The 19430-nt window shown below is 45.7% G+C and carries 18 protein-coding genes; 9 read left to right on the forward strand and 9 right to left on the reverse strand.

Annotated elements, in window-relative coordinates:
* Window positions 1–45: 45 nt before the first annotated feature.
* The 5 genes from H8K32_RS13755 to H8K32_RS13775 all read right to left on the reverse strand — a co-directional run bounded on the left by H8K32_RS13755 (window position 46) and on the right by H8K32_RS13775 (window position 5939).
* Entirely contained in the window at window positions 46–849 is an 804-nt protein-coding gene (locus H8K32_RS13755) for a LytR/AlgR family response regulator transcription factor (protein WP_186913112.1), read from the reverse strand.
* Between the two features lie 3 nt (window positions 850–852).
* Window positions 853–2121: a sensor histidine kinase gene (locus H8K32_RS13760; RefSeq protein WP_222613111.1), complete on the reverse strand. Its 1269-nt coding sequence runs from the start codon at window positions 2119–2121 to the stop codon at window positions 853–855.
* Between the two features lie 30 nt (window positions 2122–2151).
* On the reverse strand, window positions 2152–2601 hold the full coding sequence (locus H8K32_RS13765; protein WP_186913114.1) for a DoxX family protein: 450 nt from the start codon (window positions 2599–2601) through the stop codon (window positions 2152–2154).
* 194 nt (window positions 2602–2795) lie between these two features.
* Entirely contained in the window at window positions 2796–3179 is a 384-nt protein-coding gene (locus H8K32_RS13770; protein ID WP_186913115.1) for a thiol-disulfide oxidoreductase DCC family protein, read from the reverse strand.
* Window positions 3180–3371: 192 nt separating this feature from the next.
* The gene (locus H8K32_RS13775) at window positions 3372–5939 is read right to left on the reverse strand and encodes a TonB-dependent receptor domain-containing protein (protein WP_186913116.1); all 2568 of its coding nucleotides are present in this window, start codon (window positions 5937–5939) and stop codon (window positions 3372–3374) included.
* Window positions 5940–7138: 1199 nt separating this feature from the next.
* Between H8K32_RS13775 and H8K32_RS13780 the strand changes: the two genes are divergently transcribed.
* Both H8K32_RS13780 and H8K32_RS13785 read left to right on the forward strand, forming a co-directional pair.
* The gene (locus tag H8K32_RS13780; protein WP_186913117.1) at window positions 7139–7333 is read left to right on the forward strand and encodes a hypothetical protein; all 195 of its coding nucleotides are present in this window, start codon (window positions 7139–7141) and stop codon (window positions 7331–7333) included.
* Between the two features lie 147 nt (window positions 7334–7480).
* Entirely contained in the window at window positions 7481–8239 is a 759-nt protein-coding gene (locus H8K32_RS13785; RefSeq protein WP_186913118.1) for a phosphodiester glycosidase family protein, read from the forward strand.
* 96 nt (window positions 8240–8335) lie between these two features.
* Here H8K32_RS13785 and H8K32_RS13790 read toward each other — a convergent pair whose 3' ends face one another.
* Both H8K32_RS13790 and H8K32_RS13795 read right to left on the reverse strand, forming a co-directional pair.
* Complete coding sequence (locus H8K32_RS13790) at window positions 8336–9013, reverse strand: hypothetical protein (RefSeq protein ID WP_186913119.1); 678 nt, start codon at window positions 9011–9013, stop codon at window positions 8336–8338.
* A complete protein-coding gene (locus H8K32_RS13795; protein ID WP_186913120.1) occupies window positions 9013–11175 on the reverse strand; it encodes an alkaline phosphatase family protein in 2163 nt (720 codons plus the stop codon). The genes H8K32_RS13790 and H8K32_RS13795 overlap by 1 nt, the downstream gene beginning before the upstream one ends.
* 334 nt (window positions 11176–11509) lie before the next feature.
* Here H8K32_RS13795 and H8K32_RS13800 point away from each other — a divergent pair, with 334 nt between their 5' ends.
* Window positions 11510–12829 carry a M48 family metalloprotease gene (locus H8K32_RS13800; protein WP_186913121.1) on the forward strand — a complete coding sequence of 440 codons (1320 nt, stop codon included), beginning with the start codon at window positions 11510–11512 and terminating at the stop codon, window positions 12827–12829.
* A gap of 82 nt (window positions 12830–12911) precedes the next feature.
* Here H8K32_RS13800 and H8K32_RS13805 read toward each other — a convergent pair whose 3' ends face one another.
* A complete protein-coding gene (locus tag H8K32_RS13805; protein WP_186913122.1) occupies window positions 12912–13757 on the reverse strand; it encodes a DMT family transporter in 846 nt (281 codons plus the stop codon).
* Between the two features lie 32 nt (window positions 13758–13789).
* Window positions 13790–14515, reverse strand: coding sequence for a GntR family transcriptional regulator (locus H8K32_RS13810; RefSeq protein WP_186913123.1), 726 nt, complete (start codon window positions 14513–14515; stop codon window positions 13790–13792).
* 168 nt (window positions 14516–14683) lie between these two features.
* Between H8K32_RS13810 and H8K32_RS13815 the strand changes: the two genes are divergently transcribed.
* The 6 genes from H8K32_RS13815 to tnpB all read left to right on the forward strand — a co-directional run bounded on the left by H8K32_RS13815 (window position 14684) and on the right by tnpB (window position 19306).
* Entirely contained in the window at window positions 14684–15904 is a 1221-nt protein-coding gene (locus H8K32_RS13815) for an MFS transporter (protein WP_186913124.1), read from the forward strand.
* Window positions 15905–16088: 184 nt separating this feature from the next.
* Window positions 16089–16994: an amidohydrolase family protein gene (locus tag H8K32_RS13820; RefSeq protein ID WP_186913125.1), complete on the forward strand. Its 906-nt coding sequence runs from the start codon at window positions 16089–16091 to the stop codon at window positions 16992–16994.
* A 416-nt stretch (window positions 16995–17410) separates the two neighbouring features.
* The gene (locus H8K32_RS13825) at window positions 17411–17632 is read left to right on the forward strand and encodes a hypothetical protein (protein ID WP_186913126.1); all 222 of its coding nucleotides are present in this window, start codon (window positions 17411–17413) and stop codon (window positions 17630–17632) included.
* A gap of 450 nt (window positions 17633–18082) precedes the next feature.
* Window positions 18083–18550: a DUF7946 domain-containing protein gene (locus H8K32_RS13830; RefSeq protein ID WP_186913127.1), complete on the forward strand. Its 468-nt coding sequence runs from the start codon at window positions 18083–18085 to the stop codon at window positions 18548–18550.
* A 55-nt stretch (window positions 18551–18605) separates the two neighbouring features.
* Complete coding sequence (gene tnpA, locus H8K32_RS13835) at window positions 18606–18977, forward strand: IS66-like element accessory protein TnpA (protein ID WP_186913128.1); 372 nt, start codon at window positions 18606–18608, stop codon at window positions 18975–18977.
* Window positions 18974–19306 (forward strand): IS66 family insertion sequence element accessory protein TnpB, encoded by a 333-nt coding sequence (gene tnpB, locus H8K32_RS13840; RefSeq protein ID WP_186913129.1) that lies wholly within the window; start codon window positions 18974–18976, stop codon window positions 19304–19306. The genes tnpA and tnpB overlap by 4 nt, the downstream gene beginning before the upstream one ends.
* Window positions 19307–19430: the final 124 nt, after the last annotated feature.

Below are 19430 nucleotides of genomic sequence, written 5' to 3' on the forward strand. Positions count from 1 at the left end.
TAACAAGACCTGTTTTTTCTTGCGCAATTTGTTTAATCGCAGAAGCTAAAAGAATTTTCTCGCCTTCTCAACATAGCGCTCGCTAACCGGAATCTGGGCGCCACATATTAATTTAATTGAATACGAACCATCTCCCACTACTTCTATACTTTTCAATTGATCGATGCGGACTATAAAGCTACGATGTACACGAATAAATACCTGTGGGTCGAGGTGTTTTTCTAAAATACTTAAGGCGATGCGATGAAGGACGATACGTTGATTTAAATGTAGTTCCACATAATTTCCAGCACTGGCAATCCAATCGATGTCGTCAATAGAAATCGACTCCATTAATCCGACGGAACGTGCCACTATTTTTTTTAAATAACAGTTGGAATTATTATCCGTAAGCGTTGGAACTTGTTCTCTATCGAAGTAATCGCGCAGTGCATTTGCATATCCACGTTTGTCGTTGAGCATTTCAGATGCCCGTTGAAGGGTTTGCGTAAAACGACGTGGATTAATTGGTTTAAGCAGATAATCCAAAGCGTGTACTTCAAAAGCTTCGATCGCGTGAGTGTTGTAGGCAGTCACAAAGATAATGAGGGGCGGTTGTTCGGAATTGCTTAAACTACGTGCAAACTCAATACCATTTTCTTTTGGCATTTGTATATCGAGAAAAATGATATCGACTTTCTGAGTATCTAAGAATGAACGCGCTGTCGCTACATCAAAAAACTCACCAACTATCGTCCAGTTTTTTTTTGCTGACAAAAAATATCGCAACATAATACGGCCGGATTCCTCATCATCGACAATGATTGCACGATTGATTTCTCTCTCAGTCAATGTAGCATTCGTATTCATTTTTTAACGATTCAAGAAGCGAGGTAAGCGTAGGTTGACCTCGAAACGCTTGTTGATTCGCTGCGTTTCTATACTGGCTTGCCCACCATATAGCAGATCTAAGCGCGCGCTGATATTGCGTAAGCCGAGGCCAGCACCTTGATTAATGCTGGTAGTACCATCCAGATCGTGCAAGGGGTTGCTGATGTAAATTTCAATATGAGTTTCCGTATGGCTAAATTCAATCAATATATCACTGGCTCCCTGGTGGCAATCCAGATCATGGCGCAGCGCGTTTTCCAGCAAGAGTTGCAGTAGCAATGGAGGGCATTCTGCATTGTTAATCACATCGTCAATACCAGTGATAGTTAATTGCAAACGTGATCCATAACGTAATTTTTGCAAGCCAATATAGTCTTGTAAAAAGGCAAGTTCATCAGAAAATTGTACGCTATCTTTTTCTGCTGCATCAAGAGCATAACGTAATAATTCGCTTAAACCTTGAATGCCGTTCAATGCTTTTTCTTTACTATCTGTTAAAACCAATGCACTGATGGCATTAAGTGCATTAAACATAAAATGGGGTTCAAGTTGTGCTCGTAAAGCAGACAATTTTTGCTGTTCCAATTCCAAACGCAGATGCAAATTTGAGATACGTTCTTGTTCCAAAATTTTTTCTCGTAATTGTGTTCTTTGCCAATTCTTGACGATCACAACCGCAAAGAAAACCGCAGTCACTGACGATAATCGTAATAATGAAGAATAGTCATCCAATGCGGTGATGTGGGTTTGAATTGTTTCCCAGGTTATCTGTTGATTGCCATCGCTCAAAAATAGTTTGAGCACAAAAAACAAATTTAACGGCAAGAAAGAGAGCAATAAAAGCCCGTAGCTTAAGATGATCCTTTTGCCGTTGCAAATCCAATCCGGAAAGCGCGAAAAAACTGCATAGAGAATGAAACTCAGGATACACAATGCGATGGCACTGCGACCCCAATCTTTGAAAATTTCCCAATAGTCAGGCAAGAATCCCGAACGCAAATCATCGTTGTAAGAAGTCAATGCACCAATGGCGGTAAAGACCAGCCATGCCGCAAAATTCAGTGCAAGAATTTGAGCCAGCTTTTGCCAGTAAGACCAATTCGTTAATTGTGAATTGGTTACTATTTTCGGTTCGGTTTTCATTTTGGAATAGTATAGCAGCGGTGCCAAATAGCAAGTCAGTGCATCATTCAACAAAGATACGTATCCCAAGATCTGTTGCGGCACCGCTACCTCGGGTACCGCATTCATCCAAACAAAGCGAAACTTGTTTTCTAGGTATTACGCCTTTTGCCAAAAATTCAGTCGACTTTCTCTGATATGGGCTGGTATATATTGTGACCACACACAAATCAACGAGCCCACGAGCAAGACAGCATATTCGCAGCCATCGCTGCCACTACCAGATGAAAACCATCCATGAGGTGCATGGTAAAAAATGGTCGACATCGTATAAATGAAAGTAAAGAACAAGCCGAGCGGAAAGACGAAGCGTCCCCATGCAAACAGGGGGGCTCCAAATGCTTCTACGATGGTAATAAGCCAACCTAAAGCGAGCCCTGCCGGGAAGCCCATATCTGTGATGGCACCGCCTAGGTCTGCTGGCCCTGAAAACGCCGGAACAGCAAAAAACAGTCGTGCCCAACCGTGGATCGTGATGAGTGCAGCAATAAGAACACGTAAAAATATCATCATTTTTTGATTACTGTGATTACTGTGATTACTTAACATAGAGTCTCCTAAAGGTTAAAAATTGCAGGAGAAATTATGGAATTAAATGTAAAAGATGTGGTGCAAGATGTGACGAAACTCCGATATTCTGGGAGGAATTTTGGCGTCTCAGTTTGGAGTGGTTTCTATGGCGGTAGATTTAATTTCTTGTAGGACGGGTGTAACCCGCACTACCTGAACTTGTGTATGTTGCTCTAGGCTTTGCGCCAGAGCGGTCGAACGCGTAAGAAAAAATTATAAAGCAGATCTAAAATAGAGAGCGCAAAGCGATTGGAAAGTAGCGGCGTGATCCACGACAAGGCGGGCAAATGTTTCCACATTTCGACAAAGGCGGCTGCTCCGTGTACTAAATTCCCGCTTGCGTCTCTGACGTGCAATCGCGCTAACGCGGCTGGTCTATCGAGAGTTGTGCCTAGTTCTTGTTCATTACAGACACTGGCATCTATCCATTTTATTTGCTCGCCACCTTTTAATTTTTGATAAGTCGCAATTTCTTTGGAACAGATAGGGCATGCCCCGTCAAAATACACGGTGCAGCTATTTCGAGGTGTGCTTGCTGAAGAATCAGAAGTGGTCATGATGATACCTGTCGAGGTAATGCAACAACATGATATGCCGCCGATTTTCTGTGCAAATCGACGTTATCAATCACCATTATGCCACTAATGCAGATTATATTTTTTTGGCACAGATATTGTGCTGTCTGGTATTCCAGATTGATGAAGAACAACACAATTTGGAATGCCAGAGGGACAAAATTTATTAAACTTTTAGAACTTATATGTTGCACCGACTTGTGCGCTACGACCAATGTACTGATACAGGGAAGGATCGTAGTAACCACGATAAGTGGTCATCCATACGGCGTCAAATGGTGGCGCACGATTCAGCAAATTATTGACGTTTGCATACAGTCTCCAGTTTTTAATGCCGGAATAGCTGGCTGCTAAATTAAACAAGCTATAAGACGGCGCATCGGAGCTGGCAGTATTAATCACTTGCTTATATCCGCCAGTGAATTGCCAGCTCAGAGAAGTAGTCCAATTATTTTTAGTCAGACTAAGGCTGGTATTGCCTTTCCAGTGTGGCAACGCACCGCCGAACACGGTGTTATTAGCACCGTTATTACCAGCAAAATCAGGGACGATGCTATCAGGAATTTTGAAATGCCAGACGTAGGCCCAGTCGCTGTTTAAAGTGAAGGTACCGATGCTACTTGGCACGACTTGTTTCAGAGTCGCTTCGAAGCCATCTGTATTTAAAAATGAAATGTTTGAGTAGGGCAGTTTGTATAATGGCTGTCCCGGATTGGCTGTAACGATGGCTTCAATATTTGGTTGGCTGATGACATTGCTGACATAGATTTTATACCAATCTAATCCAATGTCCGTCGTTTTGGTTGGCGAAAATTGAAAACCAAGATTGTAGTTTTTTGTTTTCTCAGGCTGCAGATTAGGATTGCCAGTAAAATATTCATTCACGTTTTGATTGCCTACGACTTGATACGTAACGCTTTCTTTTTGATCGAGTTCAATCAAGGTCGGTGCACGGAAACCGGCATTGTACGAGCCATACATCGTGAACGATTTTGTTGGTTGATAGCGCAGCGCAATGCGTGGTGAAAACACGCCACCAAAATCATTATAGTGATCATAACGGCCAGCCTGACTCAGGGACAAATTGCTCAAGAGTGGCACGTCAACTTGATAGTAGAGTGCCGCGGCATTTCTTTGACCTTCAACGCGCTGCGTAATCGGATTAACAAAGTCAAACGAACCCGCACCGATGAATTCACTCTGGTGTTGGAATTGCGCACCAAAGCCCAAGCCAACATCACCAGCCGGGACTTTAAACACATTCCCTGAAGAGATTGTCGCGTCCAAGGTATCAAGCTTAGACAGTGCGTGATAATTGGACGTGCCAAACAAACCCGGCAGCGCATTGAATGTCGCTGGGTTAAACGTAGCGGGTGTGACGCCATTCAAATAATTTTGCACTGCCGACGCATTGATTTGATTGCTGTAGGCGTTTGATACTTTACTTTGTGAATGACCGTAAGAAGTTGCCCAATCCCAGTCACCATATTTTTCAGTCGCAAAAGAGCCCTTGATACCGGATGAAATTCTATAGAAGTCAGAGGTGGTGTTAAGTACCTGAGAATCAGGGAAGTAGTAACTCAATGGATTGCCACCAAGCGTAGGCGCAAACGGTGTATATCCGGTGCCTGGCACGAAGTACAGCGATGGCACTAACGCATTCGCGCCGAAGCCAGCCTGACCCGCGGCGAGAGACGTGGTATTGTGGCTATCCATCAGATCAATGAACGCTTGGCTATAGTCGCCGATACGGAAATCCGCATGCACCTTGGCGCTACTACGAGTTACCTGCGCTGCCAGTGATTGTGCGCTGGCACCATTTTGTGAACAAACTGTGCCTTCACTTTTTGTCTGTAAATTGTTTGCGCCAGAGGTTACCTGCGCGTCAGAACCGCAAACAGGCAGTGCTTGTGGGCCATTTGGCGTCATCACAAATGAACTTGGCTGCGAAAATAGACCGCCTTTCTTGCCAGAGTAATCCTGCGTTTTGGTTATGTCTCTTTGCGCCATGGAAATACCACTTTGATTCAGATAGCTCAATGCAGTCGTTATGTTATAACGATCTGTATCAAGATTGCCGAAGCCATTCAAAACACTCAAACTTTTGGTGTATTGACCGCCCAATTGCGTACCACCCACGTTACCGTCAACTTCAGTTCCGTGATAATTTTTCTTGGTAATGATATTGACGACACCAGCGATAGCATCTGATCCGTATTGTGATACCGCACCTGCTTTAACGATTTCAATATGATCAATGATGTTCAATGGCAGAGTGTTGAGATCGGTGAAGGTGTCTGTGCCACCAGATGCAAATGCATATGGTGTCGCACGCTGACCGTCAATCAATACCAGCGTGTATTTGACGCTCAAGCCACGTAAGGCAATACCTGTTGCGCCCGGCGATTGATTGAGCACTGTGCTCTCGTTGTAACTACTGCCTGAGTTGGCGCTGATATCACGCAAAAAATCAGCGACGGTTGAGGCGCCACTTTCCTGAATATCAGCCGCGGTGACACGTTGCACCTGGTTATATTCGGTTCGGTCTGAAGCACGTATCAGCGATCCAGTCACTTCAACACGTTGCATCGGTGTCTTATCGGTCGCGTCGGTTGTGCCAGCGTACACACCGAATGACAATGTCAATGCGGTACCGCTAGCAACATGAGAGAGTAGAGTCGAAGTACGAGGTAGTGTGCGTGGTAGTGTGCTAGCGACTAGCGTTGAAATAAGTTTTTTCATACGAATTTTCTTTGTAAATATTTTTAATTTGCGATGTTCGTCATTGACGAAAGAAATCACTTCAGGGCAATGAGAAAGTGTTTCGTTAATATTGTGTGGACAGAAAATCCGATGGAGAAAAAATGATATGCCTTGAAAATGCTCGGAAGTGGTGAGTACGTAAAACGACATGGCATCAAGACTCAAAACATAGAGGCGTGACGATGCCTTGCTCAATACATCTGCAATCACAGGACGTGTTTAGCCAGAACGTGAGCGTGCATCAGCACGACTCGCGAACAAAGGCGAAGCGCGACCTTGATCATGACGCAAAGTCGAAAAAAGCGACGAGCGTGCCGATCAATAAATTAATCAATTTTTTTGGATAGGGAATGAAACTGGCGATACGCCAGAATGCTACAGCTCGCAATAAGCAAGCTGCAGGAGAGAAGTCTACCTGGAGCTTGCGATCACTACGGGGCTGATTACCCATCCACCGGATAACGGTGTGTATCTACAACTATAACTGTCCAAGATCGGACCTCCTATGTGACATAATGCGGCGGATTCTAATTGCCTTAGTTTTGATGTGTCAAGTAAATAAAGTGTAAACGTGAAGAAAAAATTTTAATCGTTTTCATCATTTTTTTAATGTTCATCAACACCAAAACTACATTGAATTTACATTGAATTTGCAATGATCTTTAACTAAAATTATTGCTAATTTTTTGTAGGATTTTTTTAATTTTGATTTTCATTGCAAATCAACCGGGGCGGCATAAAAAATTCGTCGAAATAAATTTATTTTTTTTACTTGACTTGCTTTTGTAATAAAAACTAAAATTCGCCATCGAAAAAACATGGAGCTTTGATCTTGGACAGTTGTAGTTGTCGCTTGCTGAATTTGGGATACACCCCAGCCAATATCGTTTAAGCTCTGTAGTCATCTCTGCTGCAGCGACGATTTCGCTGTAGTGTCACCGACCATCACGGTCATTTCCAAACTTGTTTGCCACACGATGCGTATGCGCTAGTGTTGACCTTTGCTCCTTGCGAGTTCTTCGTCAGCCAGCTTGTCGCCTGTTCGGAAATAAGACTGCGTCTATCTACCTGAGTCCCGCAGCATGCATTTACTTTGAAGCGGATTAAAAACGAAGAGTGTTCGATAACACATCGACCTTTTCATTTGTGGGCATTCTTTTTGCAAGCGAGTACTAAAAATGAAAAAAATAGAAACCTTAAGCCTGGTCGCCAATGGCCGACACGCAGAAAAATCCAGCAACTGGAATTTTGGATGGTCTAGCCGGCAAGTGGATGCAGCAATAAAAAGCCGACGTTTATCAGTTGATCACAGCGCCAGAAACAGTGGCAATGAATCAGGTAGCTTTCTGAGTAAAATTCCATCCGGACGATAGGCCAGCTCTGTCAAAATTATGCGTGCTCAACGGCGTATATTGGAACTGAATATAGTCTATCGGAAAAACCTTGTGCAAGCTTGCTCGGAGAGTTAGCATCAGTTGAACAATTTCATTATTTTCAGTTACCGTAGCTACAAATTTTTTATGCTAAACATATCGATATTGTCGCGCTTTACCTGCTTGCTTTTGCTTGGCTGCTTATCGTTACCTATAGCTAGCAAGGCCGCGAGTATCATTGATTATCCGTTTCAGGAAAATTCAATTGCCGTTTGTAAAGTCGATTTGCATAAAGATCAATTGCAGATGTTTTGGCGCGATGAACGAAAAAATGTTTTTGGCAAATTCGGTGTATTGCAGCAATGGCTCAATCAACGCGGTAAATCCTTGGTATGTGCAACAAATGCAGGGATTTATGAAGAAAGCCTTCGCCCTCTGGGTTTATATATCGAGAATGGCATTGAATTGCGTCGCCTTAATGTACGCAAAAACGCGTACGGAAACTTCTATTTGCAACCGAATGGTGTCTTTGTTATTCGTGGAACGCAAGCGAATATTATTAATACCGATCAATTTGCAGCTGAGCGCAGTATGCAGTGGTCCGATGTAACCTTTGCCACGCAATCTGGTCCTCTGTTGATTGAGCATGGACGTATCAATCCTATGTTCTCCGCAGGCTCGGATAATCGCTTAGTCCGTAATGCGATATGTACGCTTTCAATCAATGAAAGTGCACTGGTCTTCTCGCGTGGACCGATCAGTTTTTTTGACTTCGCCCATTTTCTGAAAGATAAATTGAACTGTACTGACGCACTTTATCTGGATGGCAGTGTTTCTCGTTTTTACCCTGGGTTAGCTTCAGATATCGGGCCACAATTTGGTGCGATGATTGGGGTCGTTAAATAAGTGAATCACGATCGATAGTAAATAGTCTTTTGTCGAAAAAAATGCCGCTGAATTCATTCGCGGCATTTTTTCTGTCATCGACAACAACTCAGGAAATTAATCCTTCTCAATATCCTGATTCGCATCATTACGAATATATCCTTCATCGTGAATCGTAAAAGTACCAGGTGCAATCGATTTTTCATCGACCACGCTGATTCGCCATGCCGTTTGACCCTCAGATGTGACGATCAGCATCGGTAAGCGGTAACGAGCACTCCAACAGATATGGGTTGCCCGATCCGATTGAATCAAGTCGTACCACTGACATGCACTTAATGGTTCAGGCGCTTTAGCCGGAGCACTAGCTTTTTCTAAACGGTATTCACCCTTTGGATGCTTCAAGCCGTGTGCCAAATCAAACCAATCCGTAAAATTTCCTATACGGTACAAATTAGTGCGATCAATTCGGGTGTGGATGTGTTTTTTTAGATCCAAAATCGATAAGCTGTACTCAACATCACCAGGTTTGCGATTCGCATAGATTTCTATCGTGTCGTCAGTACGCCGTTTTAAACGTTGTTGACCATCACGCCAAACTTCTAATTGGTGCTCTTCACCTTTTGCCGTGAATACGGCTTGGTAATGCAGGCGCTTGCTTTCACCTTTGTCGCTAAAAATTTTATTAAAACTTAGAGAATCTGCGTGGGCATTCAGATGAGAAAAGCTCGCGATAGCACCTATCGCGAGCCACAATCTGAATCCCTTCGCTGTGCGAGGGATAAAAAATTTCATTATTGGCGAATCGCTTTTGCGTAATCAAAATAACGGTAAGTCTTACCATCAACGGTCAGATCTTTAACACCGAGGTTAATGTTGTAACTACCAGTCAACGAAGAATCCGCAGTTGCTCCAGTTGGATCGGTTGGCAATTCAAAACGCAGACCTGTCGCTGGGCTTGTTGGGGAAACAGTGCTGACAACAACACTTGGCGCTGATTTGCTGGCTGGCGTCACCAAGGCTTCATTCAGGATACGACCATCCGCTTGTGGCATCGACAAACCTAATAAGTAGGCAACAGTCGGTGCAACGTCAACGTTACCAGAAGGTCCGGCAATGGTCGCGTTGCTGAATGAAGGACCCGATGCAATCAAGGTATTGTGGACATCAGTGATGCCGAAGCTACCATGCATACCATGTTGACCGGCGCTAAAGCTTTCAAATTCGATGCCTGGCATACCTTGGATGGATACCGTGCTATCCCAGTTAAAGCTGACCACAACGTCTGGCTGACCATTGTTCTGGCGATTTGCATTTTCCAGATTGACTTGCGCCATTGTTAATGTGCCTGGGATCGAACCATAACGGCTATCCACAAAGATCGCACCGTATTCTTCACGTTGTTGCAGGAACTTGACCAGATTTTTTACTGTAGTTGCGTCGTGACCAGGAACATAGAAATAATCCGAACCACCGTTGGCGGCTACAACGATACCATTTGCAGGCAGTGAACCTGGTGCTGGAACTGCAAATGCTGCAACAGGCTTGGCGAGGCTTGCGCTGATTGCCTGGTATTTCGTGTTAGCCGCGCCGCACAGTGATCCTGTTGTATCCACTTGAACTGCTAAAGTTGGGGTACCTGCAGCGTTCAAACCGTACATAGGAGAAACAGCACACTTAGTGCCATCGTAAGCACTGAAGCCGCGATAGGTCAGCAAATCTGCGGAACGCACGTCACCAGAGAATGAATAGCCACCGCTCGCAGCAACACCGCCGATACTCGCAGTGTTGGTGCCGCTAGTGGAGCCATTGACCAACGGCCCATTTGGCAGTGCTGTGGAAGCATTGATAGTACGCAATGGGTAAAGATTCAATGGACCAGAAACGCTGGAGTGGCCATGATCCGACACAACGATAATATTAGTTGTGCTGTCCAAACCGTTGCTGCGTAAGGCCGAGATCAATTCACCTAAACGAGCATCTTGTGAACGTAAACCTGCTTTGGCATTGGCAGTGCCTGGTCCATAGCCGTGCTCGACATTATCTGGGGTACGGAACCAGATCAGAGACAACATTGGTTTTTTGGTTGGCAGAATATAGGAAGTAAATACGGACATCATGTATTTATTTGCTGCATCTTCTGGTGCACCTTGGGTCGCATCACTAGGATCGCGCGACGCAATGGCTTGCACACCATTAGGATCAAATGCAGTGGTATTGAATGTCACATAGCCAGCACGTGCAGTTGGATTGCCGTTTGTGGCAGACAGCGTTACTGCATCAGTACCTGAATAGCCGCGTACAGTATTGGTAGGCAATGCATATCCAGCCGTCTGAAGTTCTGTTACCAGGCTACGTGGCGAGACCGTATTCTCGTCCAGAAAGTAACCACCCTTACCCAAATCCTGAATATACGCCGCGCCACTCTTACCGATGGTCGCAGTCACCAGGCCACCCGCTTGCGCCGTCGCAAACAAGCTCTTTACGAGCAACAACTGACCACTGTAGTAATTGTTCAAGGTATTGAGTACTTGATAGTCTTCGGTAAAGACTGGATCAACGTAATCTTGTGCGCTACCACCAGCACCATTACCGACAGGAATGGTATTGCCTGTGCCTTGTGGCGGCGTCCAGAATGTATTGCCATAAAAACCGCTGGTTTTAGGAAAAGAACCTGTGGCAAATGATGAGCCATTCATCATTGTGAAGGTTGGATACGTCGAATGGTTATCGGTAAAGTTGGCTCCGGATTGACGCAAGCCGTACAAATTGGGTGTGTCGGTGGCGTTAACAGAATCTGGACGCAAACCGTCCCACACCATAATGATCGTGCGTGTTGCAGTGATCGCTGGTGTTACTGGCGTTACTGGTGTTGCTGGTGTAGTAGAGGAACTGCCACAACCACCTAGCATTAAGCTGGCAGTCAGTGTGGCAACCATAGACATTGCATATTTCATGGAAATGAACTCCGTGCGTATAAGGAACAGTGGTATGACAGGTGGGGTGCTAAATCAGGCAGGCTGATGTTATTGGAATAAAGTTACACAGTAGTGACAAGGTGTAGCTGAACGGGGTTTGCTATGTAATTTATTGGCTTAGATATATTAATAAATTATTGCTAATTTGAAATTATTAAATTATTCTCTTCGCACATTGGCTGACTGCTTAACTAGTCACTTCAGCTAATGAATCTTTCTGTTTTTTTTGAAAAAGATATTAAGCAAGACCCGGCGTACGTGATTCAAGTTCTTATGGCTTTACAAAAACGAATAATGTTAAGAGGAGACTGAATTGAGTAAAAAGATTTTATGGATAGTGATAGCCTTGGCTGTACTGTTCTCGATAGTGATCGCGGCGATGGCACCAACGTCTCAAGGCGATGCGTCGCGTGCCACGGCACAAATCGCTGTAGTGGATGATGCATGGAGAGCTGCATTACCGCGTGATCCGGTGGCGGCAACAGAGGCCTACATGTCACGTATTTCGCCAGCAGCAAAAGCACGTTCAGATGCGTATTTTGAAGGTGGATATTGGCTACAATTGCTTGATCTCATCGTTGGTCTGGCTGCTGCACTTCTTTTGTTGCGAACCAGAGCACTGGCAAGTACGCGTGATTGGATTGCAAAAAAAGTACGCCCAATGTGGCTGATCGATACCTTTACAGCGATGGTTTATAGCGTTTTGGTTTCGCTCATTACATTTCCGGTGGCGGCTTATGAAGGCTACTATCGCGAACATCTATACGGCCTGTCCAACCTGAGTGCGATTGATTGGTTTGTTGAAAATATCATGATGCTCAGTATTTCAACGGTAGCGATGGGGATAGCGGTTGGACTTCTTTATATTGCTCTGCGTCGCACGAGCCGCAATTGGTGGATTTGGGGCGCTGGTATCGGCGTTGTGTTGATCGGTGTCATGATGTTGTTGGCGCCAACTTATATTGATCCTTTATTTAATACCTATAAGCCGATTACAGAAGAACGCATCAAAACACCGGTGATGGCAATGATGCGCGCCAATGGTGTGCCGATTGATAATCTGTATCAGTTTGACGCCTCTAAACAAAGCAATCGCGTCAGTGCCAACGTGTCCGGAATTTTTGGTTCCGCCGCAGTACGGATGAATGACAACCTGCTTAACCGCAGCACTGTGAGCGAAATCAAGGCGGTATTAGGGCACGAGCTTGGTCATTACACGATGAACCATATCTATAAAGCCTGGATGGAAGTTGCGATCGTCCTGGTTATCGGATTTGCTTTCGTTAAATGGTCATTGGATTGGTCTATTGCTAAATGGGGAGTCGAGTTTGGTATCAAAGATCATGCCGATATTGCTGGCTTCCCTTTATTTGTCGCTTTGTTTTCAGTATTCATGTTTATTGCCACACCGATTAACAATACGTTGATACGGACGCAAGAAACCGAAGCTGATATGTTTGGTTTAAACGCCTCGGCGGAGCCTCTCGGTTTTGCAGAAGCTATGCTGAAGTTAACTGAATATCGCAAATCTGATCCCGGTCATGTCGAAGAATTTATTTTCTTCGATCATCCAAGCCCAAAGAAGCGCATCTACGCTGCAATGCGCTGGAGAGCGGAACAATTAAAACCTTGAGGACGATCATTGAAGTGATTTGTTGAAAAAATAGACCAGACTGCCATCAGGTCTATTTTTTTGAATAGCTTGCTTAGACTTATTACTTTGTCGCCCGTCGTCCCCATTCTGCGGCAGCAATGATCATCGCTGCTGATACCACGATATTGAAACTAAACGGCTGCCCCGTGGTCTTCACCACAACAATAGTTGATAGCAAGGGCGTCAGAAAGGCGAATACCCCAATGCGGCGTGGATCACCGGTTTTCATTGCCGCATCCCACAGAAAAAACGCGCCGCCCAATGGCCCCAAACCCAGCACTGCGATTCTGAATAAATCGCCAGACGATAGCGTTGTCGCAGGTTCAAACAAAAAGTGACATGCCAAAGACAGCATGCCTGAGATGGCAGCAAAGCTTCCTACCGCCGCTGTGTCAAAATGCGCAACGCGCCGTGTACCCAATGAATACGTTGCCCAGATCAGCGCAGAGCCAAAGGCGAATAGATAGCCGATATGAAATCCACCGCTTAATCCCGCATTGCTACTGCGTCCGATAATAGCAACGGCCGCACCGCTAAAACCTAACAACGCTGCACCGATATGTGCGCGACGTAATCGGGTTTTCGGCAATATTAATGGCGCAAGCACGACTATGCCAAGCGGCCACAGATAATTGATTAAATTCGCTTCCACCGCGGGTGCTGTGCGCAAAGCGATGAAGAATAGCAAGTGAAAACCAAATAGACCGTAGACACCTAATAGCATGGTCAACGGAGGTACTTTCCATGCTGAAAGACGAAAGCCGGAAAGCGGAACAGCAATCAAACTACCGATAATCAATGCAATACCGGTCAGTAAAAACGGCGGTACGTGCGATAGCGTGAGCCCAAGAGCCGCGAGGATAGACCAAAGGGCGATAGCGGAGAGAGCCAGGAGATCTGATTTCATCTGGTTTTTGTTTTACTTTGCTTTATTTCGCATTAGCGAATTTCTACTTGATAACGGAAGCGATCAGCAGGCCCGCGCGAACGTCGCCATTCTAACGGTTGTCTGTCGTAACCAAGTGCCAGCCTGTCGATCACGATGACTGGTTTGTCTTTGGATATACCGAGTTGTTTTGCAACCTCAGCATCGGCGGTTTCTACCGTCAATGTTTCTTGCGCTGAGGCGACTGTGTGTCCGCATTTTTCTTCATACAGCGGGTACAGCAGATCACCAAAATCAGGCAACTCCAAATGCATCAGCGCGCCAAATTGTGCGTAAGGCAACCAGATTTCTTCTAGCAAAACGGCTTGACCATCCACCAGGCGCAAGCGATCCAGTCGGATCGTTTTCGCGCGCTTAGTCAGACCTAATGCAGATGCGACTGGCTCTGGTGGTGTCAACAACGCGCGTTGAAGAATGCGTCCCTCGGGGACTTTATTCTTTGTTCCTTCCGTCTGGTGCCGAAAAAAACGAAACAGCGACGAATTAAAATTTGGCCTGCGCACAAAGGTGCCGCGTCCTTGTGAGCGTTCAAGCAAGCCATCTGCGACCAGCGTATCAACTGCCTTGCGAACGGTGCCAATCGCCACCTTGTAAGTTTTGGTGAGCTCGGCCTCAGTCGGAATGGCGGAATCAGGTTGCCATTCACGATTCATGATTTTTTCTATCATGTCATCGCGTAAGCGGTGGTAGAGCGGAAGGCGGTCGTCAGATTGATTCATATCTACATATAGATGATTACTTGTTTGCACTGTAACCCGAAGCCCCGTTGTTCGTCCAGAGCTAAACTTTGGTTGACATCGCCGATAGATAGGTTTAACTTTCATATAAACATATATATGACTGTATGTTTATAAGAATAATTCAAGACTGGTTTCCGGAGACAAAACATGTTTAAGTGGTATCGACAAGTATCATCGTTAGAGAGAAAAACCTTTTGGGCGTGCTTTAGCGGTTGGGGGTTGGACGCACTGGATGTGCAGATGTTCACGCTCGCCATTCCTACCATCATCGCCGTTTTTGGCATAGACAAGACGCAAGCAGGCCTCATTAGTGGTGTTACGTTGGTGGCGTCGTCATTGGGTGGTTGGGTGGCGGGCACCTTGTCAGATCGCATTGGTCGCGTGCGTACACTGCAAATCACGATACTCTGGTTTTCTGTTTTCACCTTTCTGTGCGGTTTTGCGCAGTCTTTTCCGCAGTTGATTTTTCTTAAGGCGCTGCAAGGATTTGGCTTTGGCGGCGAATGGGCGGCTGGCGCAGTCTTGATGGCAGAGACCATCCGCAGTGAGCGTCGTGGCAAAGTCATGGCAACGGTACAAAGCGCCTGGGCTGTAGGTTGGGGGGCTTCGGTAATTTTTTATACGGCATTGTTTTACTTTTTACCGCCAGAAACCGCCCTGCGTGCGATGTTCATGATCGGCCTGGTGCCTGCGCTATTGGTAGTCTATGTGCGACGCTCTATTCCCGAGCCAGAAAAACGTGCTGTCCCGCAATCATCCGGTGAAAAAATTCCCCTCGTCGGTATCTTCGCCCCCGAAGTATTAAAGACCACCATCCTTGGCGCATTGTTGGGCATGGGCGCACATGGCGGCTATTACGCACTGATGACCTGGTTGCCGACCTATTTAAAAACCGAACGCCATCTTTCGGTGTTAAGTACCGGCGGCTATCTCGCCGTGATCATCGTCGCATTCTGGTTTGGTTGTATGGCGAGCGCGACCTTGATTGACCGCATAGGCCGCCGCCGTAACGTCGCCTTGTTTGCGATTTGCTGCACGATTACCGTGTGCATGTATTTGTTGCTTCCTCTAAGTGATACCGAAATGCTGTTCCTTGGATTTCCGCTCGGTTTTTTTGCGGCAGGTATTCCAGCCAGTCTGGGAGCGCTGTTCAACGAATTGTACCCAGCACATATACGCGGCACGGGCGTTGGCTTTTGCTATAACTTTGGACGCATCGCGTCGGCGGGTTTCCCGGTATTGGTTGGCTATATGAGCAAATCCATGCCATTAGGACAGGCAATTGGTATTGATGCCGGTATCGCCTATGGCATCGTGGTGCTGACGATTATGTTCTTGCCAGAGACAACTGGCCGCAGTCTCAATTAGATAGCGTCGATAAATATCGTAACTAAGCATCGTAACTAAGCATCGTAACTAAGCATCGTAACTAAGCATCGTAACTAAGCATCGTAACTAAGCATCGTAACTAAGCATCGTAACTAAACATCTTAAAGGTTAATTTGCCGCATCGTGATCGTGCGGCAGCTGACACCGTAAGGAGCAGTAAACCATGTTGACCAGAAGAGAATTTACCATGTCAATGATCGCCACCGGAGCCAGCGCCGGCCTTGCTTCGCTCGCCGCATGCACAGCAATCAAACCAACTATATCGTCGATGGCTGTCGATTGCCACGCGCATGTCTTCTTGCGTAATCTGCCTATGCCAGATCCGCGCCGTGCTCCCTCTGGTTACGATGCTTCGCCAGAAGATTTTCTGCATAGGTTAGAAGCAAATGGCATGACGCATGGCGTCCTGGTGCAACCGAGTTTTCTGGGGACGGACAATAGTTATCTGGTCGCCGCTTTACGCAAATATCCAAATCGCTTTCGCGGCATCGCTGTGGTTGATCCGACCGTCACCGGTAAGCAACTCGATCAATTGCAAGATGCCGGCGTGGTCGGCATCCGACTCAATCAAATCGGCTTACCCGCTCCTGATTTTGCTTCACCTGCATGGGCAGCGTTGCTTAAAGAACTGTGGTACCGAAACTGGCAAGTCGAAGTACATCAATTGGCACAATCATTAAAGCCGATTGTCGATCCTTTGCTTTCAAGCGGTGTCAACGTCGTCATTGACCACTTCGGTCGGCCTGATCCCAAGCTGGGGATCAATGATCCCGGCTTTCAATATTTGTTGACCCTCGGCGCAACCCGCCGCGTGTGGATCAAATTATCTGGTGCATACAGAAACGGTGCCGATGGCCGCGGCCAACAAATCGCCCTCGATGCGTTGCCATTGCTGCGCGAAAGCTACGGCCTCCAACAACTCATCTGGGGCAGCGACTGGCCGCATACCTTGTTTGAAAAAACCGCTTTTTATTCCGACCAGCGTACTTTGCTTAATCAATGGTTGCCCGATGCGAACGACAGGCATACGGTGTTGGCGGATGTGCCACGCAAGTTATTTCGGTTTTAGAGTTAGTTTCGCTGCAGGGAGTCGTAGCGTTAGCGATCAACGTTACGACTTAAGCTGCTAATCACGCGCCCCGCCGTTGACGACACATCACTGCGACCAAATTGGCGAATGCCATCTTGCATATTTCACAACTGAGACATTTTGTCCCGATGTATGGACATTGCTTTCAAGTAGCATGCCTCTGACGTACAACGACGCCATTCCTACATGGCAGTCGTTGACGTTTTCTTCCCTCAGATCTGCAACCGGTAAGTTATTCCACCGGATGCTATTCTGCTCTCATCGATTAATGTCATGACAGATGCAGCAGATTGTCTGACGGATCGTTAAAAAAAACACATTGCTGAAGCAGCGTTTTGAGATGGTGCTCCGCACGATAAATCGTGTTAATGAACCGCCTGGAAAGTAGTCACATCATGAATTGGGTACCGATAGTCTTCGTAACATTCAAGCTTCTCGTGCTCGGCACGGGCATGTTTTTCGCCATCAAATGGCATTACGATCAAGAAAAGGAAAAGCGCGTGGCGCTGCGCAAAAGCGGCAAAGTAATCATCGTCTTTGCGATAGCGCTAACGTTCCTGGGACTTTTTACTTACGTCTTAGCAAGTACGCTTGGGTTGGATTTGACGTTCCCGTGAGCAAAGAGAAAGATCGGCATCGGCAATGGATTCGATGTTGAATCTTCGCTCACCTTGGAGGGGAGGGGGCACATCCATACGACAAAAATGGATGTGTGCGTATCCCTGTGGAAATGACGACCAAAATAAAAAAGGGTCAGAACCTTACGGCTCTAACCCTTTATATACTTGGTGGCCCGGGGCGGAATCGAACCACCGACACAAGGATTTTCAATTATTCAAAATCTTCAATTATTTCAATGAGTTGTAGTATTTCCGTTCTGCAAAATATTGCATCGAGTCTATTAATTCTTATTGACCAGTATTAGTGCTTAAATATTTGTAGAATAAAAAAAGTATTTTCTTGCATCATTGCCGGATATCAACATCTGAAGTTTGGAACTATGTGATAATTATCAAAAAATAATATTTTTTTGAAATTTCATTTAGATAAATAGATGGAGGTTAAGGATGTCAGAAAAAGAGATAAGTTTGATTTTGCGTATTGAGGGTGGAATTGCAGATAAAGGACTGTTGGACGTTTATGATGCAGCAAACACCATTTATGGACTTGCTAGAGCTGTAAATTTAGTCTCTCATTCATTTGGAAACGATGAAGAGGTTAGGAAGAAAAATCAGAGTGCGCATGGAGCAAAAGCATTTATACACTCTTCAAAGAAAGGTTGTTTTGAAGAACAAGTTGATATTTTCTTTGACTCTAAAATAACAAATAAAATTGGTCCTTCTGTACTCCCCAATGTCTTCTGGGACTACATGGCCTGGTCTTGGTCATATGCGATTGGTGATGACTATCAACCACAAACATCGCAAATTAAAAAAATTGCACATAAGAATGATCTTTTTATTTATGAAATTGCAGATGCTTTAGAAGCACCATTGCAGTTGATTCATAGTAAGCACCCGGTGAAGTCATCTTGAAGTTAAGAGCGTAAGCGTAGATGATCGTGTCCACTTATTAAGTGGACACTTGTACATGATGGAAGATGGAATCAATACGCCTAGACGGCGTCGGCGACACAGTGCCGAATTCAAGGCTCAGGTAATTCAAGCCTGCAAACAACCGGGAGTTTCAATTGCAGCTACGGCTTTACGTTACCAGTTAAACGCCAATCAGGTCCGCATTTGGATCAGGGCTCATGAACAATTGACGATACAGTCGGCGCAAGCTACACCAGTCACCTCAGTTCCTGAATTTATTCCAATTCCATTACCTGCGCCGAGCGCCGCTACCGTGACTCCGGACATCGTGATTGAAATCAAACGAGGAGCCGCTAATGTGACTGTACGCTGGCCGCAAGCTGCCGCCGCAGAGTGTGCTAGTTGGCTGCAGAATTGGCTAAGATGATTCGGATAGATTCCATCTGGCTGGCAACCGAACCAATTGATATGCGCATCGGTATGGACACTGCACTGGCCAAGGTAGTTAAGGTCTTCGGTGCAGCGCGACCGCATCATGCCTATCTGTTTACCAACAAGCGTTCGACACGTATCAAAGTACTGGTCTACGACGGATTTGGCATCTGGCTGGCGAGTCGTCGTTTGAACAAAGGCCGCTTTACGTGGGTTGGTCATGGCGTCGATATGGCAGAACTTAATCCGGAACAATTAAGGGCATTAGTGACCGGACTGCCATGGGAGAACCTGGCTCACGGTCACTCGATTTCGGTGCTGTAGTACTGAGACCACAAAGTTGTAAACTTCTGTAAACGTCTTTGATTAAATCACCTCTGCTCTGGCACACTGCCAGACATGAACTTTGCTACCGCCATCGACGATTACACCAAAGAACAACTGATTC

This window comes from Cognatundibacterium jejuense (assembly GCF_014284255.1).
GTDB classification, from domain to species: Bacteria; Pseudomonadota; Gammaproteobacteria; order Burkholderiales; family Burkholderiaceae_D; genus Undibacterium; species Undibacterium jejuense.